The sequence below is a fragment of the Acinetobacter sp. RG5 genome, from assembly GCF_031844265.1.
In the GTDB taxonomy this organism is placed as follows: Bacteria; Pseudomonadota; Gammaproteobacteria; order Pseudomonadales; family Moraxellaceae; genus Acinetobacter.
Genome location: NZ_JAUZUV010000005.1, coordinates 57864 through 83517, shown reverse-complemented (window position 1 = coordinate 83517; position 25654 = coordinate 57864). Strand labels below are relative to the sequence as shown.

At 44.8% G+C, this 25654-nt stretch carries 23 protein-coding genes and 1 pseudogene; 10 read left to right on the top strand and 14 right to left on the bottom strand.

Annotated elements, in window-relative coordinates; genetic code table 11:
* Nucleotides 1-2: 2 nt before the first annotated feature.
* Together aceE and Q9R21_RS07180 are read right to left on the bottom strand one after the other, a co-directional pair.
* Complete coding sequence (aceE, locus tag Q9R21_RS07185; protein WP_311204016.1) at nt 3-2705, bottom strand: pyruvate dehydrogenase (acetyl-transferring), homodimeric type; 2703 nt, start codon at nt 2703-2705, stop codon at nt 3-5.
* A gap of 327 nt (nt 2706-3032) precedes the next feature.
* A complete protein-coding gene (locus Q9R21_RS07180; RefSeq protein WP_005245719.1) occupies nt 3033-3716 on the bottom strand; it encodes a M23 family metallopeptidase in 684 nt (227 codons plus the stop codon).
* 107 nt (nt 3717-3823) lie between these two features.
* Between Q9R21_RS07180 and Q9R21_RS07175 the strand changes: the two genes are divergently transcribed.
* Nucleotides 3824-4264 carry a DciA family protein gene (locus Q9R21_RS07175; protein WP_004729162.1) on the top strand — a complete coding sequence of 147 codons (441 nt, stop codon included), beginning with the start codon at nt 3824-3826 and terminating at the stop codon, nt 4262-4264.
* A 99-nt stretch (nt 4265-4363) separates the two neighbouring features.
* On the opposite strand, the gene lpxC is transcribed toward Q9R21_RS07175, so the two are convergent.
* From lpxC to murG, 7 genes are all read right to left on the bottom strand, one after another.
* The gene (gene lpxC, locus Q9R21_RS07170; RefSeq protein WP_311204015.1) at nt 4364-5266 is read right to left on the bottom strand and encodes a UDP-3-O-acyl-N-acetylglucosamine deacetylase; all 903 of its coding nucleotides are present in this window, start codon (nt 5264-5266) and stop codon (nt 4364-4366) included.
* Nucleotides 5267-5392: 126 nt separating this feature from the next.
* Nucleotides 5393-6586: a cell division protein FtsZ gene (ftsZ, locus tag Q9R21_RS07165; protein WP_005108152.1), complete on the bottom strand. Its 1194-nt coding sequence runs from the start codon at nt 6584-6586 to the stop codon at nt 5393-5395.
* Nucleotides 6587-6745: 159 nt separating this feature from the next.
* Nucleotides 6746-8008, bottom strand: coding sequence for a cell division protein FtsA (ftsA, locus tag Q9R21_RS07160; protein ID WP_004647239.1), 1263 nt, complete (start codon nt 8006-8008; stop codon nt 6746-6748).
* A 70-nt stretch (nt 8009-8078) separates the two neighbouring features.
* The gene (locus tag Q9R21_RS07155; RefSeq protein WP_155861661.1) at nt 8079-8933 is read right to left on the bottom strand and encodes a cell division protein FtsQ/DivIB; all 855 of its coding nucleotides are present in this window, start codon (nt 8931-8933) and stop codon (nt 8079-8081) included.
* Nucleotides 8934-8935: 2 nt separating this feature from the next.
* Complete coding sequence (locus tag Q9R21_RS07150; protein ID WP_004729157.1) at nt 8936-9865, bottom strand: D-alanine--D-alanine ligase; 930 nt, start codon at nt 9863-9865, stop codon at nt 8936-8938.
* Between the two features lie 57 nt (nt 9866-9922).
* Nucleotides 9923-11371: a UDP-N-acetylmuramate--L-alanine ligase gene (gene murC / locus Q9R21_RS07145; RefSeq protein WP_005245710.1), complete on the bottom strand. Its 1449-nt coding sequence runs from the start codon at nt 11369-11371 to the stop codon at nt 9923-9925.
* 12 nt (nt 11372-11383) lie between these two features.
* Nucleotides 11384-12481, bottom strand: coding sequence for an undecaprenyldiphospho-muramoylpentapeptide beta-N-acetylglucosaminyltransferase (gene murG / locus Q9R21_RS07140; protein ID WP_311204014.1), 1098 nt, complete (start codon nt 12479-12481; stop codon nt 11384-11386).
* A 424-nt stretch (nt 12482-12905) separates the two neighbouring features.
* Between murG and Q9R21_RS07135 the strand changes: the two genes are divergently transcribed.
* Nucleotides 12906-14108, top strand: a complete 1203-nt coding sequence (locus Q9R21_RS07135; RefSeq protein WP_311204013.1) for an MFS transporter — start codon at nt 12906-12908, stop codon at nt 14106-14108.
* Between the two features lie 51 nt (nt 14109-14159).
* Here the strand turns inward: Q9R21_RS07135 and gshB are convergent, their stop codons facing one another.
* Nucleotides 14160-15110 (bottom strand): glutathione synthase, encoded by a 951-nt coding sequence (gene gshB, locus Q9R21_RS07130; RefSeq protein WP_311204012.1) that lies wholly within the window; start codon nt 15108-15110, stop codon nt 14160-14162.
* A 143-nt stretch (nt 15111-15253) separates the two neighbouring features.
* Here gshB and Q9R21_RS07125 point away from each other — a divergent pair, with 143 nt between their 5' ends.
* The 4 genes and pseudogenes from Q9R21_RS07125 (at nt 15254) to Q9R21_RS07110 (ending at nt 18733) form a co-directional block, all read left to right on the top strand.
* The gene (locus Q9R21_RS07125) at nt 15254-15454 is read left to right on the top strand and encodes a DUF3565 domain-containing protein (protein WP_005250311.1); all 201 of its coding nucleotides are present in this window, start codon (nt 15254-15256) and stop codon (nt 15452-15454) included.
* 124 nt (nt 15455-15578) lie between these two features.
* Entirely contained in the window at nt 15579-16001 is a 423-nt protein-coding gene (locus Q9R21_RS07120; RefSeq protein ID WP_005267669.1) for a hypothetical protein, read from the top strand.
* Nucleotides 16002-16042: 41 nt separating this feature from the next.
* Nucleotides 16043-17799 (top strand): annotated as a pseudogene (locus Q9R21_RS07115) (copper resistance system multicopper oxidase).
* Nucleotides 17786-18733 (top strand): copper resistance protein B, encoded by a 948-nt coding sequence (locus tag Q9R21_RS07110; RefSeq protein WP_311204011.1) that lies wholly within the window; start codon nt 17786-17788, stop codon nt 18731-18733. The pseudogene Q9R21_RS07115 and the gene Q9R21_RS07110 overlap by 14 nt, the downstream one beginning before the upstream one ends.
* Nucleotides 18734-18904: 171 nt before the next feature.
* Here Q9R21_RS07110 and Q9R21_RS07105 read toward each other — a convergent pair whose 3' ends face one another.
* The gene (locus Q9R21_RS07105) at nt 18905-19237 is read right to left on the bottom strand and encodes a hypothetical protein (RefSeq protein WP_005105347.1); all 333 of its coding nucleotides are present in this window, start codon (nt 19235-19237) and stop codon (nt 18905-18907) included.
* A 546-nt stretch (nt 19238-19783) separates the two neighbouring features.
* On the opposite strand from Q9R21_RS07105, the gene Q9R21_RS07100 reads away from it, so the two are divergent.
* A complete protein-coding gene (locus tag Q9R21_RS07100) occupies nt 19784-19993 on the top strand; it encodes a cold-shock protein (RefSeq protein WP_004281299.1) in 210 nt (69 codons plus the stop codon).
* Between the two features lie 459 nt (nt 19994-20452).
* Here the strand turns inward: Q9R21_RS07100 and Q9R21_RS07095 are convergent, their stop codons facing one another.
* Both Q9R21_RS07095 and pyrE read right to left on the bottom strand, forming a co-directional pair.
* Entirely contained in the window at nt 20453-21604 is a 1152-nt protein-coding gene (locus tag Q9R21_RS07095; RefSeq protein ID WP_311204010.1) for an IS4-like element ISAbe18 family transposase, read from the bottom strand.
* Between the two features lie 130 nt (nt 21605-21734).
* Nucleotides 21735-22385: an orotate phosphoribosyltransferase gene (gene pyrE, locus Q9R21_RS07090; protein ID WP_005267676.1), complete on the bottom strand. Its 651-nt coding sequence runs from the start codon at nt 22383-22385 to the stop codon at nt 21735-21737.
* A 40-nt stretch (nt 22386-22425) separates the two neighbouring features.
* Between pyrE and Q9R21_RS07085 the strand changes: the two genes are divergently transcribed.
* On the top strand, nt 22426-23244 hold the full coding sequence (locus Q9R21_RS07085) for an exodeoxyribonuclease III (protein ID WP_311204009.1): 819 nt from the start codon (nt 22426-22428) through the stop codon (nt 23242-23244).
* A 473-nt stretch (nt 23245-23717) separates the two neighbouring features.
* Entirely contained in the window at nt 23718-24068 is a 351-nt protein-coding gene (locus Q9R21_RS07080) for a Spx/MgsR family RNA polymerase-binding regulatory protein (RefSeq protein WP_311204008.1), read from the top strand.
* A gap of 73 nt (nt 24069-24141) precedes the next feature.
* Here Q9R21_RS07080 and Q9R21_RS07075 read toward each other — a convergent pair whose 3' ends face one another.
* The gene (locus Q9R21_RS07075; RefSeq protein ID WP_005105342.1) at nt 24142-24579 is read right to left on the bottom strand and encodes a DUF2147 domain-containing protein; all 438 of its coding nucleotides are present in this window, start codon (nt 24577-24579) and stop codon (nt 24142-24144) included.
* A gap of 156 nt (nt 24580-24735) precedes the next feature.
* On the opposite strand from Q9R21_RS07075, the gene Q9R21_RS07070 reads away from it, so the two are divergent.
* Nucleotides 24736-25647 (top strand): alpha/beta hydrolase, encoded by a 912-nt coding sequence (locus Q9R21_RS07070; RefSeq protein ID WP_044108817.1) that lies wholly within the window; start codon nt 24736-24738, stop codon nt 25645-25647.
* Nucleotides 25648-25654 lie beyond the last annotated feature (7 nt).

The following is a 25654-nucleotide window of genomic DNA, read 5'->3' as shown; positions in this document are numbered from 1 at the left end:
GCTTAGTTCTCCTCTTTGTAGTCAGCAACAGCATGTACAGATGGGGTTTCTTGAGGTGCCCAAGCCACTGGACGATCTGTATCAAGCTCGAAAGTCGAGATCGCATCTTTTACCAGGCGCGCATCAACTTCACCTTCATCTGCCAGTTTTTTCAGGGTTGCCACCACAATATGGGCAGCATCAACACCGAAGTAACTACGCAAGTTGCCACGTGTATCTGAACGGCCATAACCGTCAGTACCCAATGCTACGAATGGACGGCCATCTGGAAGATAAGCACGGATCTGTTCGCTATAAGCACGCATATGATCAGTTGCAGACACCACGATACCTTTAGTACCACGGAGCTGTTTCGATACCCATGCTTCTTTCACATCTTCAGCCAGCGGATGCAAGCGGTTGTATTCTTCACATGCCATACCATCACGTGCCAGTTCATTGAAGCTGGTTACGCTGTAGACATTTGAATGAATTTGATATTCCTCACGCAGAATCTTCGCCGCCTTGATCACTTCACGCAGGATCACACCTGAACCCAATAACTGAACAGTAGCTTTTTCATCTTCTTCCAGTAAGTACATACCACGTTTGATGCCTTCTTCAACACCTTTTGGCATTTCCGGATGCTCGTAGTTTTCGTTCATCACAGTCAGGTAGTAGAACACACGTTCCTGGTTCACATACATACGTTGTAAACCATCATGCACGATCACTGCTAGTTCATAACCGAAACATGGGTCATAAGAGACACAGTTTGGAATGGTATTGGCCAAGATGTGTGAATGACCATCCTGATGCTGTAAGCCTTCACCGTTCAGTGTAGTACGACCCGCAGTTGCACCCAGCAAGAAACCTTGTGCCTGTGCATCGCCTGCTGCCCATGCAATATCACCAATACGCTGGAAACCAAACATCGAGTAGTACATGTACATCGGAATCATTGGCAGATTATTGGTTGAATAACTGGTCGCCAACGCTGCCCATGCACTCATCGCACCGGCTTCGTTAATCCCTTCCTGCAACATGTGGCCGTCTTTGGCTTCACGGTAATGCATTAGCTGTTCTTGGTCTTCCGGGGTATATTTTTGGCCATGCGCGGCATAAATACCGAGCTGACGGAACATCCCTTCCAGACCGAAAGTACGTGCTTCATCTGGCACGATTGGAACAACGCGGTCTTTAATCGCTTTCTCTTTAAGAAGTGCAGAGATTAAACGTACCATCACCATCGTGGTCGATTGTTCTTTACCATTTGAACCAGCCAAGACCGAATCAAATACTGAAAGTCCAGGAATCGCCAGCTGTTCGCTTTCTTTACGACGTGCAGGCAGGTAGCCACCTAGCGCTTCACGACGTGCCTTCATATATTTCAATTCAGGTGAATTTTCGCTTGGACGGTAGAATGGTACTTCTTCCAGCTGTTCATCGGTGAAAGGAAGATTGAATCGGTCACGCACATATTTCAAAGAATTGATTTGCATCTTCTTGATTTGGTGAGTTTTGTTGACTGCTTCGATTTCCTCGGACAAACCATAACCTTTCACGGTTTTCGCCAGAATCACGGTCGGCTGACCTTTGGCCGTACATGCTTCGGCATAAGCAGCAAAAACTTTGTACGGGTCATGACCACCGCGGTTCAGATTATCAATATCTTCATCGCTTAAATCTTTCACCAGCTCTTTGGCTTCTGGATATTTACCGAAGAACTTTTCACGCGCGTAAGCACCACCTTTTACCTGGTAACGCTGGAAATCGCCATCGACTGCTTCTTCCATCACTGCTTTCAGTGCACCGGATTTATCTTTATCCAGTAGTGGATCCCAATGACGGCCCCACACAACTTTAATCACACGCCAGCCTGCGCCGCGGAATAGTGACTCAAGTTCCTGAATGATCTTGCCATTACCACGTACCGGACCATCCAGACGTTGCAAGTTACAGTTCACCACCCAGATCAGGTTATCGAGCTTTTCGCGACCTGCCAGAGAAATTGCACCCAGGCTTTCCGGCTCGTCCATCTCGCCATCGCCCAAATACGCCCAAACCTTACGATCTTCTTCTTTGATCAGGCCACGGTTCATCAGGTACTTTTGAATATGTGCCTGATAAATCGACATGATTGGTCCAAGACCCATCGATACGGTTGGGAACTGCCAGTAGTCCGGCATCAAATAAGGGTGCGGATAAGATGGCAAACCTTTACCGCCCACTTCACGACGGAAATTATTCAAATGCTCTTCTGTCAAACGACCTTCTAAAAATGAACGCGCGTAAATACCAGGTGCACAGTGACCCTGGTAATAGATCATGTCGCCGCCGAAGCTATCGCTATTGGCGCGGAAGAAGTGGTTAAAGCCCACATCATAAAGGGTTGCGGAAGAAGCAAAACTCGCCAGGTGACCACCGAGATCATCACCGGTTTTATTCGCGCGTAAGACCATTGCCAAGGCATTCCAACGGATCAGCGCGCGAATACGACGCTCCATGTCCTGGTCGCCCGGCATGGCAGGTTGTTCTTCAACAGAAATCGTATTTAAGTAGGGAGTATTTAAACGCTGAATAGGAACATGCTTTGCAATTGCGCGTTGATAAAGTTTTTCTAACAAAAATGCTGCACGCTCAGTGCCCATGTGCTGCAAAACAGAGTCAAATGCATCTTGCCATTCTTGGGTTTCTTGCGCGTCTGTATCGCCATAAAACGCCATAATCTACAGTTCCTAAAAGCCTAATCTAATGTCTTATATGTACCATATTTAAGACCTCTGCAGGTATGGCCTTAGCTGAATGCGATTTAGCAGTACTATTTAGGAACTAAATGATGGGTGACGTATAATTACACTACATAACAAAAAATAGTCAATAAAGGCGATTTATTATACAATCATTATAATAGTTGGTGATAATATGAGACTTAAAAGTGATAAAACAAAAAGCCCTTCAAGTTGACTTGAAGAGCCTGCAGTTTAAACGCTTTAAAATGCTTATTGGAGGTTTTTATGTATAGAGATGCTTCTTGTTATTCAGGTCTATACTTAAGGTAACATGGCCAAATAAGTAGATGGGTTTTTACGTTGACCATCTTTTACTACTTCATAATGCAAGTGTGGACCGGTACAGCGACCAGTACAGCCAACGTTAGCAATATGATCACCTGCTTGTACCTGCTCTCCCACACGTGCAATAAGACGTGAAGCATGAGCATAGCGCGTTAAATAGCCATTACCATGATTGATTTCAACGTATTGACCATAACCTGTGCCCCAACCTGATTTGGTCACAATCCCTGGACCTGTTGCATAGATTGGTGTACCACTTGGCGCTGCAAGATCAAGGCCTGAATGATTTTCAGCACGGCCACCCATAGTACGGCCACCGTAATTTGAACTTACGCGAGAATTAGGTAAAGGATGAGAAATTAGCCAAGAATAAGCACTGTTTGCTGCCGCTTTATTGGATGAAGTATTGGCATACTTCTGAGCAAGCGTTCGATTGTTCAGTTCAACTGGTTTCTCACGAAGTTGAACATTCAATTTAGTCTGTGCTGGAATATCGATATCATCTGGATGAGTATATGCACCCTGTGCCAGAGTACGCGTCAATTGCTCGATACGATCTGTTGAACCATTTTCTTGATTTAGATTGACTAAATCTGCGAACGCAACCGAAGCCGCTGAAACTGATAAAGAAAATGCCAACAAAATACGTCGCATATGCATAAAAAACCTCTCTAAACTGCTTTAATCGAGTTCCTTGAAGATCTCTATCCTTGATATCCACTAAAAGAAGCGCATAAGATTAAGACATAAATATGTAGGAATTATGTATGTCGGAACCTGTCAACGTTTTTCAACAAACAAGAAAACAGATAAAAACAGGAAACTTTTCGTTTCTCTCATCACAAGTCGCTGCCTGGCAGAAACTTACGAAACTCGTACAACCGCTATTGCCCCAACCGGAACGCTGGCAAGTTGTCTGCTATCAAAATGGTGTGTTAACGATTACTGGTGAAAATCAGGCCATGATCAGTCAATTGGCCTATCTTCAAAAGCAATACATTTCACAACTCTCTCAAATAAATGAATTAACAGATCTCACTAAACTTCAAGTTTGCCTGCGGAATCCTTCGCAAACGCCACCTGTTTCAGCAACACCTGAAAGAGCCTTAAATGCAGAAACACAGGAATTACTTCGTAGTGCTGCTGACTTTATAAGCGACCCTAAGCTTAGCCAAGCTTTACTACGTTTGGCAAGCAATAAAAAGTAACATCGCAATCAAATGTAATAAATTAAAAAGCAAACATTATGTGATGTGTGTCACAGTATTAAAGCAATAACAAAAACATAAAGACACAAACACAATGACTTATGTCACATTCACATACATGATTGGACAATTAGCTTCGTCATCAAATGTTACAATTTCATAGCAGCTTGGATCACTTTTCACATTGCGTAAAAGTTGATTATTCAAGGCATGTCCAGATTTGTAACCATCAAATTTGGCAATAATCTGATGTCCGAGCAGGTATAAATCACCCACGGCATCCAGAATTTTATGACGTACAAATTCGTCCGAGAAACGTAAACCTTCTTCATTAACGACCCCAGTTTCATCCACACCAATGGCATTTTCCAGACTGGCACCCAGCGCCAGGTTATTGGCTTTGAGATAATCCAGATCTTTCATAAAACCAAAGGTACGCGCTTCACTGACTTCATAAACGAAGGTTTCAGTAGAAAAATCGATACTGGCAGACTGATGTTCTTTTTTAAAGGCAGGATGATCAAAATCAATGGTGAAGTTCAGCTGAAAGCCCTCATGTGGGCTAAAAATGGCACGTTTGTCATCAATCAGTGCTTCAACCGGTTTAATAATCTTGACGAATTTTTTAGCAGCATCCAGCTCTTGCAAACCGCCCTGCATCAACAGGTAAATAAACGGACCTGCACTGCCGTCCATAATCGGGACTTCAGAAGCCGATACTTCAATAATTAGGTTATCAATGCCCAGACCAGCGATCGCACTCATGACATGTTCAATGGTGCCTACTTTGGCATTTTCCTGAACGAGGTTCGAGCACATAAAGGCTTCCTGAATCAGCATGGCATCAGCTAGAATGTCCACTGGTGGGTTCAGGTCTATACGACGAAACACAATTCCCCCATCGGCATGGTGCGGCACAAAGTTAATCATGACTTTCTGCCCACTGTGAAGACCGATTCCGCTCGCTTTCACGACACGTTTCAGGGTACGTTGTTTCAACATGCTTTTATCATCTGTTCATCTATAAAACCGCTATACGTTAGCATATTTGGCCATTGATAAAAAACAAAAAGGTGGCTTAAAAGCCACCTTTCCTGTCTAATCCATCTAAACACATGATGTTACATGTTATTTACGCTGTTGATTCTTAAGATAATCCTGAATGCTCATTGGCGTTGGGCGCGGGCTAGAAACCGAAGCCGCCGCTGGATTCGCTGCTGCCCCTGTTTCATGCTGCTGACGCTGAATTGCCGGTACATCATCATCTTCCACCACAGCCTGTGCAACTGCTGCTGGACGAGTTGCCTGTACATTAGTACGTTTGGTCGGTTCAACTGAATCCGCTGCATGACGGGTTAGACCTGTTGCAATCACAGTCACGCTGATTTCATCACGCGCATCCGGATCAAAAACGGTACCGTAGAACACCTGACCTTCATCTAAATCAACAATCTGGTTCACAACATCGGTAATTTCTTCAATTTCACCGAAAGTCACATCATCACCACCGGTCACATTGATCAGAATACCTTTGGCATTCATGATAGTCACGTTATCGAGTAATGGACTACGGATCGCCTGCTCAGCAGCCTGACGTGCACGGTTCTCACCACGACCCAGACCGACACCCATCATGGCATAACCACGAGTGCTCATGGCTGTTTTCAAATCGGCGAAATCAAGGTTGATATGGCCAGGACGAACCACCAAATCAAAAATACTGCGTACTGCATTCAACAATACATCATCCGCTTTTTTATAGGCATCTTTCATTGAAATATCACGGAAGACTTTCAATAGACGCTGGTTTGGAATGATGATTAATGAGTCTACATGCTGCTCTAGCGCTTCAATCCCTTTTTCAGCAGACTGTAGACGGCGTTTGCCTTCAAAGTTAAATGGCGTGGTCACGACACCAACGGTCAGAATACCCATTTCTTTCGCAATTTCAGCAACCACTGGCGCTGCACCGGTACCGGTACCACCGCCCATACCCGCAGTTACAAAGACCATATCGGTCCCTTCAAGCTGTTGGCGAATCAGTTCACGGCTTTCTTCTGCTGCGGTCTGGCCGACTTGCGGATTTGCACCTGCACCCAGACCACGGGTACTTTGCTCGCCCAGCTGAATTTTAAATTCGGCTTCCATGCGATCCAATGCCTGTTTGTCCGTATTGGCACAAACAAATTTTACGCCCTGGATATCGGACTGCAACATATGTTGTACCGCATTACCACCCGCACCACCTACACCAAATACAGTGAAACGGGCTTGACCATTGCTATCGCTATGATCGTCTTCGAAAAATTCAAATGAGGCCATGACCTATAAAATTCCTAATTCATAATTGGCAGTCACTAAGCCCGTATACTGCCTTAATCTTAATAAAATTGTTTTTAAGAATGCTGCTCATGCGTTCACTTGTCAAGTACAAGCCCGATTAACTACATCTTCCCAACAATAATCACAATAAAAATCGACTTAAAAGATTGATTTCAAGGTGTCATTAAAGCCAAATAAGGCTCTTTTGACCCGTTTAGCCAAGGACAACCGTTCTACATCATCCTGTTCCACAATCGTATCTTGGGTATCACTCTGGCTAAACATCAGCAAACCTGCCACAGTGCTATATTGCGAGCGACGTAAAGCAGCCTGATGTTGCTCATCTGCATACACCTGCGTCGGCGGATTACCTAAATGCGCCGAGACTCCCATGGTACGGCGAACAAAGCTCACCATGCCTTCGATATGACTAGCATCACCGGTTAATACCACACCATGATACAAGCCCTGGATGGCACCATTTTTCACTAATTCATCACGTACCAGACCCAGAATTTCTTCATACCGTGCCATGATAATTTCAGTCAGCTCGATCCGGCTGATGGTTTGTGGCCCGTCAATTCCTTGGAACTGAATCATATGGTCCGGCTTGACCACTTTCAGGTCGACACAGCCATACAGCAATTTCAGACGTTCAGCTTCTTCGGTCGTGGTTTGCAATACTGCTGCAATATCACGGGTCACATGTTCACCGCCACGCTGGAAGGTATGGGTTAAGGCCAGACGGCCATCCACATACACCGCCACATTGGTCGTGCCAGCACCGATATCCACTAGACACACGCCATATTCTTTTTCGTCTTTGAGCAGGCTGGCTTCAGCGGTGGCCAGACTCGACACCACCATTTTTTCTACGCCGATATTGGCCCCCTTCAGGGCGCGATCAATATTCTGCATGGTACTAATCGGCAGCATCATCAGATGATAATGCCCGGTCATGCTATGTGCCGACATACGAATCGGGTTTAGCACCCATTCCGGTGAATCATCCAGCTCAAAACCTAGAGGCACAGCACTGACCAGATAATGATCTGAAGTCAAATGACTGGCTTTGGCCAATTCCAGTGCACGCACCACTTCACTGGTGGTAATCGCATGTTCGCTATTGTCGATCGAGGTGCGACCTGAAGCATAAAAGCTTTTTAATTCGGCACTTGGAATAGAGACCCAGGCAGAATGTACACGACATTCCGCCATATCTTCTGCTTCTTGAACGGCATTTTTAATTGCAGTAATAACTTTATCGAGACTGACAATTTTCCCTTTACTCATGCCTCGGTTACGAGCGGTTGCCATACCAATCACTTGGATATTGTCTGGCGCGTGTACCTTGCCAATCAAAACTGAAACTTTGTGTGTCCCAATGTCAATCGCTACAACCGAGGGAACAGCTTCACTCATTATTCACTACTACCATTACGTGTTTGTTAGATTTATGGCTTTAAATGCCTCTATTTTTTAAAGCCGGTCATTATGGCTTTACTGTTACATTATTCTCAACGCCCGTGTCATCAATGGTTACAATAAAATGTCCATTTACAATTTTAGGCGGAATTGAATTTTTCCACTGGATCGACAATCCATTGCGATAACGCAGGTCGATGGCCGAAATTTTAGACCAGACTGGCTTTAAATCGCTCTGAGACAGATGGCTCAGGCGTTGTAATTTGCTCATGGTCTGATCTTTATCCACAATTATTCTTAAACCCGAATCAAACTGCATAAACCAGGTCATTCGCTCGGTGAGATATAATTCTTTTAGACGAATGCCTTGTGGCAAAAATAATTGATTAATTTCATTATAACGACGCATCATGGTTTCTGCATGGCTCGCCGGCCCATGTAGTAACGGTAATGCCTGATAATTCTTGGGTGTGACTTCCGTGAAAATCACACCACTGTCACTCAATAAACGTCCCGTTCCCCAACGCGCAATCGCATGATGCGGCATCACCCGCACCCGAATGCCATTTGGCCAGGCTCGGGACACCACGACCCGATCTACCCAGGACAATTCCAGGGTACGATCACGGATCGCTTCCAAATCCGAAGTAAAATAGTTTTCGGTCACAATCGGTGACACATACTGCATGACCTGACGCTGTTCAGCAACCGAGCGCGTACCCACGACACCCAGCTCTGCCACGTCACTATTGGTCATGACTTTATATAAGCCCAATATTCCAAAGGCCAGCACCAGTAGCGCAATACACAACAATAACCAGCCACCAAAATTGGTCAGCTTTTCTTTGCGTGTTGGCGGCTTGTCGTGAATTGAAGTAATCGCAGCACGTTTACGGCGCATGGAAACAGGAAGTTGAGCCATATTTAGTGTGCCGAACCAGTCAAGGTCTGTTCCAGTATCGCCACACACAGCTCATCAAAACTGTAACCGACTGCAGCTGCCGCCTTTGGCACCAGTGAATGACTGGTCATTCCCGGCACGGTATTCACTTCAAGCAACCAGAAGTTGCCCTGTTCATCCTGCATGGCATCAATCCGGCCCCAACCGCTGGCACCGACTGCCTGGAATGCGCGCAAACTCAAGGCTTTTAACTGCTGCTCTTCAGCTTCACTTAAACCACATGGAATGCCATATTGCACATCATTACGCTGATATTTCGCTTCATAATCGTAGAAGGCAACATCTTGAGGCGGTTCAAGACGAATCACCGGTAGCGCCTGACCATTTAAAACCACAATGGTGTATTCACGGCCGGTAATCCATTTTTCTGCCATCACCACGGCATCATGTTCAGTTGCCTTGGTAATCGCTTCGGCAAAGTCTTCAATTTTCTCGACCTTGCTCATGCCGATACTGGAACCTTCATGCACCGGCTTGATAATCAAAGGCAAGCCTAAAGCATTAACAATGTCGGTCGCATCAGAATCTTTGGTGACAATACGATACGGCGCTGTCGGTAATTCCGAACCCTGCCAGACCTGCTTGGTCTTGACCTTGTCCATGCCGATCGCAGAACCTTGTACACCGGTACCGGTATACGGCACGTTTAACCATTCCAGTGCGCCCTGAATTTGGCCGTCTTCCCCGCCACGTCCATGCAATACAATGAACGCACGATCATAATTCACCAATTCTGTGACACTACGCTCCTGCGGATCAAACGCTTCCGCATTGACCCCTGAACGCACTAATGCCTCAAGTACCGCCGTACCACTGTCTAGAGAAACCTCACGCTCTGCAGATTTACCACCAAGCAACACGGCAACTTTTCCGAATTTTGAAGCATTTGACACGTTTATATCCTTAAACTTTTTTCAATCTGGTCAATTCAATTCAGTCACACAAGATGACTATTTTATATATAAGTGATTTTGTGCAAGTTCGACTGAGATTGCTCCAACATTACCTGCGCCCTGGGTTAATAACAAGTCATTTGCTTGCAATACTTTTCTCATGATCTGATTCAGGTTGCCGTCCGCCGCATCGACCAGAATCGGCTCGACTTCACCACGTAGACGAATGCTGCGGGCCAAAGTGCGACTGTCCGCCCCGACAATCGGTTTTTCACCGGCAGGATAAACATCCAGCAACAATAACTGGTCTACAGTAGAAAGTACTTCCACAAAATCATCGAAACAGTCACGGGTACGGCTATAACGGTGTGGCTGGAACATCATTACCAGACGACGGTCCGGATGACTCTGACGCGCAGCTTTAATCGTCGCTTCGACTTCTTTTGGATGATGACCATAGTCATCCACCAGTTTCACGTCACCGCCCTCAATCGCAAACTCACCCTGAACCTCAAAGCGACGCCCCACACCACTGAAACCTTCCAGTGCACGGCAGATTGAAGCATCAGACACGCCTTCATCGGTCGCTATACCAATCGCGGCCAAGGCATTCAGCACATTATGCAAACCTGGCTGATTCACGGTTACACGCAATGGCTCACGCTCTTTACGCAATACGGTAAAGTGGGTTTGCATGCCATCCTGATCAACATCTACTGCGCGGATGTCATTGTCCTCATTGAAGCCATAAGTCAGTAACGGACGTGCAATCCGCGGCATGATTTCACGGATATTGGCATCATCACCACACACTACGGCCAAGCCGTAAAATGGCAATTTTTGCAGGAACTGGATAAAAGTATCTTTCAGGACATCGAAGCTACCGCCATAGGTATCCATATGATCGGCATCAATATTGGTCACCACAGCAGCCATCGGTTCCAGGTGCAGGAAAGAAGCATCTGACTCATCGGCTTCGGCCACGATATAACGGCTGGCGCCCAAGGCTGCGTTCATACCGGTACGGTTCAGCAAACCACCGATCACATAGGTTGGATCCATATTTTCTTCAGCCAGCATACAGGTGATCAGGCTGGTGGTCGTGGTCTTGCCATGCGTACCGGCAACGGCAATACCATGACGGTAACGCATCAGTTCACCCAGCATTTCCGCACGGCGAACCACAGGAATACGGTTTTCAATCGCGGTTTTAATTTCCGGATTTTCTTTATCAATCGCGGTAGAGACCACGATCACGTTGGCGCCCTTAATATTATTTGCAGTATGTCCGATATAGACTTTAATGCCATTCGCTTCCAGCTGTGCGGTGGTATTGGATGCCTTAATATCTGAACCGGAAACTTTATAGCCCTGGTTTTTCAGCACTTCCGCAATACCACACATGCCTGCACCACCGATCCCCACAAAATGAATGTGTTTGATACGGCGCATTTCCGGCACTTTAATTAACTTTTTCGCTTGTTCAGCTGGGGTTGTTGGAGACATAGTTTACTCGGATTACAATTCTTGAATTAAACGGACCACATGTTGAGTCGCATCGGGTTGAGCCTGTCGGCGTGCTTTCACGGCCATTTCCATTAACAGTTGGCGATTCAGCATCGGCTCTAATAATGTTTTTAAACTTTCCGGGGTCATCGTGGCCTGCGGGCAAATCTTTGCCGCATTGATATTGGCCAGGAAACCGGCATTGGCCGTCTGGTGATCATCCACTGCACTTGGAAGCGGCACAAAAATCGCAGCTACGCCAGCAGTGGCAATTTCAGTGACGGTCAAAGCTCCGGCACGGCAAATCACCAGATCGGCATCAGAATAGGCTTTGGCCATATCTTCAATAAAGGGCTGTACTTCAACTTGTAGACTGGCCGGTGCATTTTCATAGCGTGCCCGGGTCGCTTCGGCATGGTTTTGCCCACACTGATGATAGACGCTTAATGGCACATTGAGTTGCTTTAAAGCTTCTGGAACCCGTTCATTTAAGGCTTGCGCCCCCAAAGACCCACCAACGATCAGAATACGTAAGGGTAGTCCTGCCTTGTCACGCTCCTGATAACGCCAGGACGGATTTAAAATTTCGCTAATTTCTTGTCGTACCGGATTACCTGTAGTCACGACTTTTTCTTGGGCCGGAAAAGTATTTGGAAAAGCCTGGCACACCGTCTTTGCCACACGCGACAATTGGGTATTGGTAAAACCGGCAACTGCATTCTGTTCATGGATCAGCACCGGAATGCCTAAAATACGCGCAGCCAGACCACCCGGCCCTGCCACATAACCGCCAAAGCCTGCCACGGCATCGACCTTGAGCTGTTTCATGAATTTCATGGCACTGAAGGTGGCTTTCATGATTTTAAAAGGAGCCAAGGCCTTACGTAGAAAACCGTTGCCACGCACGCCCTGAATATCAATCTGATAAATGGGAATATTCTGGTTTTTTAATAGACGGTTTTCCATGCCTGCGGGCGTGGCCAACCATGAAACCTGTATACCTTGTTGTTGTAAATCTTTGGCAACAGCTAACGCTGGAAACACATGTCCACCTGTACCTGCGGCCATCATCATGACATGTTTAGGCTGTTTTTGCTGAGCGTCGGTCACGGTCTAATTCTTCAATTCAAAAAATGGAGCAGGAAATCTGATTTAAGTAATCAATTGTAATCACAAACCTCAGGCCATGAAAGTTTATTTACTTTATTTCAACAAGGCTTTAATTGTTTTTTTCACGCAAATTCCAAGTTTAGACTCGTTTTATTTATAAGGTCTGCACTTTTCCTTCGACTTAAGTGACATATCATAGCAATTTTAAATGATTTTCTCATTATATTATCAATAACCTTGCCACGGACAAGGCTTTATTTAGAACCCTTTACAGCTCACTCCCGGTCAATCCATATCCTATCATCGACTAATGAGCTTAGGCTTAAATCCTATCAATTTTATAAAACTTTCATGTTATTCATATCTATATATGAATGATGCTTGATGTACAAGCAGATGCTTTAAATGGACTCAGTTCGGATAAATGTCAAAAATATCATGTCATGATGTATGGATTATCTTGGCCGGTTATCTGGCTGCGATCCATGTCGGCAAACTTTCGGCCGTGATTCCTGTATTGCAGCAGGATTTAAACCTGAGTTTTACCCAGGCTGGTTTTTCATTAGCGTTGGTGCAGGCTGCCGGAATGCTGTTTGCGCTATGCATTGGCGCCTTCTCGGAAAAAATGGGATTAAAGCGCTGCCTGATCATGGCCTTAATCATTTTAGGGCTGAGCAGTCTTGCCGGGCTCTGGATTACGCAGCCTGCCACTTTATATGTATTGCGCTTTATGGAAGGAATCGGGTTTTTAACCATTTCCTTGTGTGCGCCAGCAATTTTAAAACGTACCAGCCGCGCTGAGACACTGAATTTCAAGATGGGACTCTGGAGTTCCTATATGGGCATCGGTGTCAGTCTGGCCGTATTGACGATTCCTCTCCTGCTTGAATATCTGGACTGGCAAATGATCTGGGCCATTTTGGGCTGCCTGTGCCTTGTCATTGCTGGCATGATTAAACAATATTTAAATATTGAACCTGTCCTGGTAACACAGCCAGACTCTTCTCAGCCAGCTACGGAAAACACCTCATTCTGGCAGATTGTTCAAATTACCCTGACCCATCCTCCCATTATCTGTCTGGCGATTATTTTTGCCTGTTATACCAGTCAATGGATTACTGTCACGGGCTTCCTGCCTACGCTGTATGTCGAACAGGGGCTGGACTTAAAACGCGCAGGGATGCTGGTCTCGATAGTCGTGCTGGCCAATCTGGGGGGCACTTTTGGCGCAGGCATGTTGCTGCAACAGGGTTATAGACCGCCCACCTTATTGAGTACCGGATTTGTAGCAATGCTCTGCAGCAGTTGCTTGGTATTTGCTGCAAATTCCTGGCTCTCATTTGAATTGCAGGTTGTCAGTGCCGTGCTGTTTTCACTGATTGGCGGGATGATCCCAACCACTGTTTTTGCGATTACCCTGCACTATGCACCACGTGCCTATGCAGCAGCAGCCAGTGTGGGTGTGGTTTTACAAATTTCAGCCTGCGCACAGTTTTTTATACTGACCCTGAGCGCTGCGCTGATATCTGCCACTCAATACTGGGCCAATCTTGCCATTATCACCGTCTGCCTTTCGATGCTGGGTATGGTAATGACGGCATTTTTATTTAAGCGCTATCCCCAATGAAAAAATAAAAAAGAGCCTGCAAGCAGACTCTTTTTTCACCTGATTTTGCTTTTAAACCTGATTGGCCTGCCCCGCTTCCAGCACGGCAAACAGATCATCTGCAATCGAGGTGCCAAACTGGGTGTCAATTTCACGGATACAGGTTGGACTGGTTACATTAATTTCAGTAACATAATTTCCGATCACATCCAGCCCTACAAAGACCAGACCTTTTTCTCTGAGATACGGCCCTACTTTTGCTGCAATGGCTTTGTCATTTTCAGTCAGGGGGCGTGCCTCACCTAGGCCACCCGCGGCCAGATTACCACGCACTTCACCATTTTGTGGAATACGGGCCAGACAATACGGCACTGGCTCACCATTAATCATCAGGATGCGTTTATCGCCTTCGACAATTTCCGGAATATAACGCTGCGCCATAATCGGCTGGGTACCATTATTGGTCAGCATTTCAATGGTTGAACCGATGTTGATGCCATCCTGATACAGGCGGAAAATCCCGGTGCCGCCCATACCATCTAGAGGTTTTACAATCACATCGACCTGTTCTTTGAGAAATTCACGGATCAGGCTTTGCTGCGAAGTCACCAAGGTCGGAACTTGCAGATGCGGGAACTGGGTCGCGAACAGTTTTTCATTACAGTCACGCAGGCTTTGCGGTTTGTTGATGATCCATGCCCCTTCGCGCTCTGCCTGCTCCAGAATATAAGTGGTATAGACGAAGTTCATATCAAAAGGCGGATCTTTACGCATCAAGACAACGTCATAAGCAGCGATCGACTCTTTTTGTTTTTCGCCAAGTTCATAATAATGGTCGTAGTCTTCAAATACCTGTAGCGGCGCGATCAGACCAAAGGCCTTGCCCTGATCGACATATAAATCTTGCTGCAATGCATAACCGAGTTCATGCCCGCGACGTGCTGCTGCCCACAGCATGGCCATGGTCGAGTCTTTCTTCAGGTTTACATTTTCAATGGGATCCATCACAACAAGTACGCGCATGTGTCTCTGCTCTTTTTCAAAAAATGACTTGGCAAGGAGTATAGCTTGTGTGGATTCTTTTGTTTATGGTGATTTTGCATGACTTATTTTGTATAGGTTTTTAGATAGATGCTCAGGCAATTTGAGCTCAAGGGAGGTATGCCATGCAACAGGCCATTATCGGTTTTCACCTGGATGAGGAACAGCATTGGGTTGCAGAACTGGCCTGCGGACATGGCCAGCATGTGCGGCATACCCCGCCCTGGCAAAATCGCCCATGGGTGATGACCGAGCAAGGACGTAAAGAAAAACTCGGGATGCTGCTAGACTGTAGAAAATGCGAAAAGTGCGAAACTGAAACCTGAACCTATGAAAAAAGTAGTATGTAGGTGACCTAAAAAATAATCTTGTCCAGAATTTGCTAATTTGAGTTACTGCGTTTATGCTTTTATTGCTCAAACATGCAGCGCATTTTTTCAGGGTGTACTTTTGCTCATACGGCTCGTCAAACAGATCTGGTTGGTGATGCTTGTGGTTTTTGCCATAGGCTGGAGCAGTGTGTCTGTCGCATCTGCAAACACCATGCATCTGGTTATGCCGTCTGAAAAAACGAATCCTCATTGTCTGGAAATGACAAAACCCTCTGCTTCTCACTCGCTGCATAAGACTGATCATCATCAAGATCAGGAACTGATTCAGCCGGACTGTGTCAGTGACAGCACCCAGCAGTCATCAGATTGTCTGGATTGTGGCACTATGGCCTGCCAGAACTTGGTCACCAGCCTGCCCATTACAACGCCCGAGTTAAGCGTGCCTGATCACGGTTATCCGGAAAAAACCCTCCTCCCTGCTTACCATGCCCAGCACCTTGCCGGTTACTGGCAAGAAATCCTGCGCCCACCCAAAGCTTGATCCTGAATTTTTAAATTTTTTTATTCATTAAGGATTAAGTTATGTTGCTTAAAATCAGTCAAAGCCTGTGTCTGGGCTTCGGTCTCATCTCGTCGTCTGCCTTGTTTGCAGCCGTAAAGAATATCATCTGGTCATTGATGAAAGCCCGATCAATCTCACCGGAAAGACGGTCAAGCGTATCACTGTAAACGGAAAATTCCCTGCACCCTTGCTGGAATTTGAAGAAGGTGATGATGCAGTCATTCATGTACAAAACAACCTGAACAATCAGGATACCTCGCTGCACTGGCATGGCCTCCTCCTGCCCGGGCTGATGGATGGTGTCCCCGGATTTAACGGTTTTCAGGGGGTCAAACCGAAACAGTCTTTTACTTATCGCTTCAAGGTTCGTCAAAACGGCACCTATTGGTATCACGCACATTCCAAAGGTCAGGAACAGGACGGCCTCTATGGCGCATTGGTGATTCGCCCCAAAGCACAGACATTACTACCTCCACATGAACAAACCGAGCGGGATTATGTGGTGATGCTGTCAGATTTTCACGAACAAAGCGGCCAGCAGATTCAGAACAATTTAAAAAAATCGGCCGAATATTATCAGAACCAGCGTGAAACCTTGGGCGATGTACTCCAGCAGGTGAAACGTGATGGCCTGAAGGTCACCTGGTCAGACCGCAAGATGTGGAACCAGATGCGTATGCTGAAAACCGACCTATCTGATGTTACCGGTTATACCTTTCTGGTCAATGGAAAAACGCCGCAACAAAACTGGAGTGGCCAGTTCCAGCCCAATGAAAAAGTCCGCCTGCGTTTCATCAATGCTTCTGCCATGTCGTTTTTCGATGTGCGTATTCCCCAGCTGAAAATGACCGTGGTCAGTGCCGATGGACAACCGGTGCAGCCGGTCAATGTAGATGAATTCCGTATCGGAACCGCTGAAACCTATGATGTGATTGTGGAACCCACTGCAGCGCATTACCAGATTGAAGCGGAATCGATCGACCGCTCAGGCTTTGCCATTGGCAGTCTGCATCAGGCAACTGATTCAAGTAAAGCCCCGGCTCCGGTTCAATTACCAACACCGCGCCCTCGTGCCTTATTGACCATGGAAGATATGGGACATGGCGAACAACATGACATGTCACATGACACACACAGCAGTCAGACCATGCAGACTGCCACAAGTGAACATGATCAACATGCCCAGCACGACATGCATACAAGTCATAGTGACATGTCCGGAACCAATCAGCCTGTTCAGGGCTGGGCCAATATGTCTACGCCTGCAGGGCACAAAGCCTTGCAATATCAAGACCTCAAAGCCCTGACACCGCAACCTGATACCCGCGCAGCAGAACGTGAACTGGTGATTCGTCTGGGTGGAACCATGGAGCGCTACATCTGGACCATGAATGGTAAAAAATTCAGTGATGCCGAGCCACTTCAAGTGAAATATGGCGAGCGGATCCGGCTGAAATTTATCAATGACAGCATGATGGCCCATCCGATGCATTTGCATGGCATGTTTATGCAGCTGGAAAATGGTCAGTCTGCTGCAAATATGCCAAATAAACATACCGTGATTGTGCCGCCCGGGAAAACGGTCACGACCTTGCTCACAGCAGACGAACTGGGAGAATGGGCGATTCACTGCCATCTGCTCTATCACATGAGTGCCGGCATGATGAACAAGCTGATTGTGGCACAGGTTGATGAAGATCAAGCATCTCACCCTTCTTCACAAAAAATGCCGTCAAAGCCAGCAGCTGCTCAAGGAGAAAGCCATGCACATCACTAATCTTTTGGTAAAGTCAGTGCTCAGCAGTGCGCTTACCCTAAGCAGTCTGAGTATTTTTGCGGCAGCTTCTAGCGAGCATACGGGTCATAATGAACATCAGCATCATAGCGGATATCATGCCATGCAAAACATGGCTGATGACCACGCACAGCATACTGAAACAGCAGATGCCGTTTCTCATCAACCGCCACCAAAGTTATTGCATCAACAGCAGGCGCTGAACACACCACAAAATTCAGTCAGTTCTGCCAGCGAACATGATCATCGTAAAGAACATGGCGCACAGATTTATAGCCAGATTATTCTGGACCAGAAATGGCAGCATAGTTCAGAGGGAAATGGAGCATTCAAGTCCAAGAACCAGGCCAGAGTCGGCACGGATGAAAATAAAATTTTCCTCAAGCTAGAAGCCGACAAACATGAATCCCGTCAGGCCGAATATGATGCCAAAGTGTTGTATAGCCGAAATATTTCTGATTTCTGGGATGTGCAGACCGGGGTGCGCTATCGACAGGAAAATTTAGCCGAGCCTTCTATAAACCAGCAGAACGAGCGCTTCGATGCAGTATTTGGGCTACATGGCCTGGCTCCCTACTTTTTCAAAACGGATGCTCATGTCTATGTTGGTGAAGATGACTTTGTCGGATTAAAACTGAAAACAGAGCGTGACCTGTTACTGACTCAGAAACTGATTATGCAACCCTTTGTCGAACTGGATGTCATCCTGAATGATCAGGCAGCTAATGCGAAAAAAACCGGCCTTAGTCATGCCACCTTGAGCCTGGAAACACGCTATGAACTGAGCAAAAAGCTCATGCCTTATTTGGAAGTGGGTTATGAATATAGTAAAGGCAACCAACAGACGGCCTGGCAGCAAAGTTCAGATTCAGAAAAAGGCTGGATCTATTCGGCAGGTCTGAAAATGATGTTCTAAATTTTTGATACAGAAAATTATGCAGCTACGGGATATGAAGCTCCATTCATGTCCCGTAGCGCTATGGCACTATACATTTGGCTGAGGAAGATTTTTTAATCCTATGAACTGTACATGCAATGCTTTTCTGTACTTTCCCGCTCATTAAGACACTTATTATTTTGCGAAAAACTAGTCTTCATCGCCTTGATTTCTACTGTTACTTTTAGCCACCAAAGTGCCTAACATAATGATAAAGGTACTCACGCCGCCAATTAACAGGCTCATCAGCCCCATTTCCAGCATAAAATTGCTATCGCCAGTCTCAGGGGCACCCCATAGAAATTGAAGACGATCGCCAAAAACAAAATTGATTGCACATACAATCAGAAAACCAATCAAGGTGGCAATCAGTAAAGTAACCACCAAGTTCTTCCACATTTTACATCCGACGAACAGGATGATCATGGCCAGTCCAACCATGGTGATGATGGATATAAGTAACACACTGTTCCAGTAATCCATGAGACTCACTCATATTTGGTTTTAAATTAAAATCAAGAAATTCTTATAGTTAATTTTTCCAATTGAATTTTAATATAGGTGGATTTTTATACGCAAACAATGACGATAACTATCTTAAAACTACAAATACTAATTTACCCAAAGTTATAAAATACAATGACTTAGTAAAATCTTGCTGGGTACTGAACGATTTTGATTAACATAAAGTAACACAAACACAACGTGTATTTATTGTTTAGCTTCGCTAAAGCTTAAATGCAAATGATAAAGCTCAAGCGAATCAGCTTGAAATGCTTTAAAAAACAAGAATTGAGCTACTTTTATAAGAAAAATAAATAATAAATATAAAAAACTTGAATATTTTCTGATTTAGGCTATGCTGTCTTTAACTAGAAAAAAGCGTTGTTTAGTTAAGCTTCTTTAAGTGCCGCAGTATTATTTATAATCCTCAGTTTTTTCAGATCTTTATTTCAATTCTTGTTGTTTTTCCAAGTTATCCATAGTCATTTGCATGACTAAAATTATTAAAATTTAACAGGTTATATTATGTCTACTACAGTTACCGGTACAGTAAAATGGTTTAACGAAACTAAAGGTTTTGGTTTTATTCAACAAGAATCAGGTCCTGACGTTTTTGCACACTTTAAAGAAATCAGCAGTTCTGGTTTCAAAACTTTGTTTGAAGGTCAGCGCGTTTCTTTTAGCGTGGTTGATGGTCAAAAAGGTCCAAATGCGATCAATATCGTTGCGCTATAATTTAGCACAGCAATAAGAAAAAGCACCTTCAGGTGCTTTTTTTAGCTCTGAAGATTCATAATTTTGGTGAAAGGTTTTCTACTCCTCTATTTAGCTCATTAACAGTGAATTTTTAAGAATCATGTTCTGAATCATTGCTGTTGTAAGCGTTGCTCTATAAAGAAATAGAAATGAAAAACCCCTGGCATCTGCCAGGGGTTTTCCGTATGGGTTCGCTTGGTATAACTCCTGTCGTACCTTACTTTCCTTGTATTTATCTATTGTTATTCTTGTGTGGAACCTCCTGTTCCTGTTAAAGCTATCATAGGAAATTTCCACTATTCAAAACAGCCGCAAAGTGCTGGAATCGATGTAAGCCAATGCTTACAAGAATAGACAGAGATAATAGATTTCAAATGTTTAACAAATTGAGTATCTATAAAAAAAGGAAGCTCACGCTCATTGCTGTCCCACAATTTTTCACAAGAGGAAGCTCATTTGAGCTTCCTCTTGTTTTATGGGTATTTTATCGGGTGAAAATAAAGCTTTTAAAGTTCTTCTTTCAAACAAATTCACTTGAATTATTCTGAGTAAACGTTGAACTGTCCAACCTGTTTTCCCTAAATGTTGAGCGAAACTCACCAATAAATAGGCGATCATCGCAATCCAGATTTGTGTCTGAATTGCGTTCCTGCTGCGGCCTAGAAACGCTTTTAATTTGAGATTCTGCTTAATCGCCTTAAAGAACAGCTCAACTTTCCAACGATCTTTATAAATCGCCGCAATGGTGGAGGCGGCTAAATGAAAGTTATTGCTGAGAAAGCTAAAGTGCTTGCCACTTTGCTGATCTCTATATTCAATTCTTCTTAACACTGGGGCTTTTCTTTTTAGGGCATGTGCGCTATTCAGCTGAATGGTTTCATCTTTTAGAATACCTTTGGATTCAAGCACTGGATGTTGCTGGATCACCTGATACACAGATTTAGGCCTAAAACGTGTGACAAATCCAATGTTTTGAGCAGTCAGATTTGCATACCATTGGTAATCGACATAGCCTTTATCAAAAACTACAATGCTGCCAGCAGGAAACTGGAATTTGCGGCCTTGTACCATGTCATTTTCTTTGCCATTTTCAACTGCAACAAACTCAGGAATATCATTGCTGTGATTCAATCCTATGCTGAGTTTCATGCTGGCTTTTGAGTCGTGAACTTTGGCCCATTCAGATAAGGAAAGCGACAGGTCAATATGACTGGCATCCAAGGAATACAAGGGATTCTTAAAGCGAAATTTATGAGCTACTTTTGAGTGTTCATAGTATTTAAGCAACTTGTGAAATAGCTGTTGATACAAGGCAGCAGGCTGCTGCTCATTGATTCGTGCCAGCGTGCTTCGGGGAATAGACTTTGCTCCGAGATGACTTAGCTTTTCCTGTTGGCACTCCAAATTGGATTGAATATCTCTCAGACTTTGTCTACAAGAGAATTGAGACATCAATATGGCAATAAACTGATCCCACCGGGAAGCCGCTCTAAATTTCTGTCCAACATGGTGTACTTTAGCAAGTTGTTCAAAATCCTGTCGCACAACAGGTTTAATTAGCTCATGAAATACGGTATTCTGATGTGACAAAACCTGAATCCTGGTCGTTAAAGTGTTTGTTTGCACTCATATTTTAACTGTTAGGACTCAGGTTTTTTTATTTAAAGCAAACTATGGGACAGCAGTGAGCTCACGCTTCCTTTTCTATGCCAATCTAGGCTTAGATCCCGTATTTAACACGGTAATCTTCCATTTTCGCCAAAGCTTCTAGGTCGCCTTTCGCTTCCAGATAGTCCATTAAATCTTTCATGGTAATTAAGGCATGTACAGGAATCTCAAGCTCTTGCTGCACTTCCTGAATCGCAGATAAATCCCCCTGACCTTTCTCCTGGCGGTCTAGCGCTACCAAAACTCCAGCAATTTGAGCACCGGCATTCTTCAAAATAGTGACGACTTCACGAATCGCTGTGCCTGCCGTAATTACGTCATCAATGATCCAGACTTTTTTACCTTCTACAGAAGCACCAACCAATACGCCACCCTCGCCATGATCTTTGGCTTCTTTGCGATTAAAACCCCACGGCACACTTACCCCATGATTTTGCGACAGAGCCACAGCAGTTGCTGCCACAAAAGGAATGCCTTTATAGGCAGGGCCAAAAATCACTTCAACATGGTCACATTCAGTCAGTTTTGCAGCATAGCCAGAAGCCAGCAGTGTCAAGGCTTCACCATCATTCAACAGACCCGCATTAAAAAAATAGGGACTCACACGCCCCGATTTTAAAGTAAACTCACCAAATTTAAGCACACCGCGTGATAATGCGAGTTCGATAAAAGCTTGTGGGTTAAACTGAGCTGGCGTTGACATGAGGTGCTCCTAAATCCATTAATTAAGGTAAGACTTGCGCATGATACCAAAGAGTAGCTATCCAGGTGATCAAAAAATTCTTCGCGTCGTTTCAATTAATGTCAACGGCTTACGCTCATCTGTCACCAAAGGTCTATTAGAATGGATGGAACAGTCGGATGCCGACGTGATTTGCATGCAGGAAAGCCGGATCACGCATGCGCAGTGGACGGACAAATTCAAGCCTGAAGGCTGGTACACGCACCTGTTTCCTGCCGAGCGTCCGGGTTATGCCGGTACTGCCATTTATAGCCGTCTGCCTTTTGTGTCTCTGACCGATGGCTTGGGTTTTGAACTGGCCGATTCACAAGGCCGTTTTATTGCCGCTGAATTTAACTTGGGTCTAGAACAAACTGTACAGATCTGTTCCCTGTATCTGCCTTCGGGTTCATCAGGCGATGAAGCACAAGCGCGTAAAGATCACTTTCTGGAAGAATACGCAAAAATCCTGAAACAGTGGCGCGATGAAAATAAATCGGTGATTGTCTGCGGTGACTACAATATCGTGCATAAACGTATCGATATTAAAAACTGGTCGGGTAACCAGAAAGCCTCGGGCTGTTTACCGCACGAACGTGCCTGGCTAGATCATATCTACGATGAGCTTGGTTATGTTGATACTTTCCGTGAAGTGCGTAAAGAAGCCGAGTTATATTCCTGGTGGTCAAACCGTGGACAGGCGCGTGCTAAGAATGTTGGTTGGCGGATTGATTATCATGCTTGTTCTCCGGACTGGAAAGAGCGCACCGTTAATGCTTGGGTCTATAAAGAACGATGGTTTAGCGACCACGCCCCCGTGATCATCGACTATAAATTATAATTTTCATTATTTAATTCAGTGAACACACGTTCACTGAATTAAGGTTTATCTCTTACATAACATGACGTATTTTTTGGGTTTATCTCAATGTAATAACATAGCATTATAGCGCTACGGCACAAGGACATGTCAGGACGACGACACAAGGACAGGACGCCGTAGGACGAAAATAAAACAGACTATAGATTTAGCTTGTTTTGCATGGATGTGACATTGGACGTTGGATTGAGACCCGCATGATCAGGATGATTAAATGCGGGTTTTCTATTTCTATCATTCCCAAATTTCTATTTTTCTTATTATTTAGATTGTTCTTTTTCTTGCTGCTCATATTAAAGCTGCTTGATGTCATTTTGATGACATGACTTTTCTGCTATTTAAAATTTTTTCCTTTTTTTCATTTGCTTTTGCATGGTCTGCTGCTGCCAATTTAGTTAAGCTAGTTCATGATTTAAATTTTTTAGATGGCAGCTATGTTAAAAATTTACGGAATTAAAAATTGTAGTTCGATGAAGAAGGCCTTTGATCTGCTGACGGAGCAAGGTCTGAGTTATGAATTTCATGACTATAAAAAACAGGGCATCGATGCTGAAACCGTCAAAACCTGGCTGGATGCCTTGGGTCAAGATGTGGTTCTGAATAAGAAAGGCACTACTTGGCGTAAACTCAGTGAAGAAGAGCAACAGACCGCCCTGTCGAGTGAAGATGCATTAATTAATGCATTAACTACCCATACCAGTTTAATTAAACGTCCAATCTTGGCAACCTCTACAGGATTTATTGCCGGTTTTGATGAAATAGCTTATCGTGGCTTGGATCACTAATCTCTTGCTCTAAATTGTATTCATAAAAAAAGCCTGACATTGGTCAGGCTTTTGTAAACCTACTTAAAATAAATTAGTTGGCACGAATCCAGGTCTGGTTACGACCCAATGCCGCTACGCCGATAAAACCACGTAGCTCAAGCTTCTTGCCACCGTCTGCTAGCTGGCCTTTCAACTTATAGGTTTTACCAGATTGCGGATCCAGGATCGAACCGCTGTCATAGCTAGTCCCGCCAGCATTTTTTAGACCTTTAACAATGGTCAGGCCTTTCAGAGATTTGTTGTGATATGGACCTTCACATTTCTTGCAGGCATTTTCTTCACCTGGAGTTAACACAGACTGAATACTGGCTGACAAAGTGCCGTTCTTTTGTTCAGTGAATTTAACCATGGCCTTAGGCTGCTTGGTTTTATCATCAATGGTTTTCCATACCGTGCCATTTAAAGGATCCGCGGCATTAGCCAGTGCAGATAAGCCTAGTAGTCCTAACGTAAGCGCTATTTTTTTCATTTTTCTTCATTTCCTTAGTCTGAAAATAGACCCATGTAGTATTAAAAAGTCACAACAATTTTTCAATTTTTAGCTGTGACTATTTAGTGTAACCTTGTAAATATGGTTGGTAAATAATCTACACGATCAATAAAAGCACAAAAAGATGGAAGGAAGATGAAGATAAGCCCGCTAACGAAACAATTAATTACAGAAAGCTTTTTAAAAACGGCCATTCGTGCCCCGAGCAGATTCAGTCTTCCACCGAGTTCAATGCGCATTGCTCTGGAACAGATGTGCAAACTTTTCCCTCAGGATAAAACGGTACAGATTCGCTCGCTCCGACTGGCCGGACTGCGCGCGGAAGAAATTAAGCCGCAGCAGGAATCGACCCAGCTGATTTTTCATATTCATGGCGGCGCATTTTACTTAGGTTCTTTAAATACCCATCGCGCCTTTATGACTCAAATTGCGGCTCGAACCCAGATGCAGGTACTGCATGTCGATTATCCGCTATCACCTGAATCTGCCTATCCGGAAGCATTAGAAGCCTTGTTTGATGTCTATAATCTGCTGCTGGATCAAGGTGTTCAGGCCAAAGATATTATTCTGTCCGGCGATTCTTGCGGTGCCAATCTGGCCTTGGCGCTAGCACTCAAAATACAGCAGGAAAGTCTTCCACAGGTCAGCGGTCTGATTCTGCTGTCTCCACTGCTAGATTTAACGTTGACCAGTGAATCTTTACGTTATAACCAGAAGCATGATGCCCTGCTGTCTCTGGAAACAGTTCAAACCGGGATTGAATATTATGTACCGCGTTCAATTGATCGGGGTGATCCGGAAGTTTCTCCTTTTTTTGCCGATTTAACCGGTTTGCCACCGATTCATATTCAGGTAGGTTCCAAGGAAATTCTGCTGGATGATGCTAGCCGTTTTAAAGAAAAAGCGGAACAGGCGGGTGTCGAGGTCGAATTTAAACTGTATACCGGCATGTGGCACAACTTCCAGATGTTCAGTGCCTGGTTCGATGAAGCCAAGCAGGCCCTGACCGATCTTGCAGAATTTGCCCATCGTCTGGACCGAGATTAACCATAAT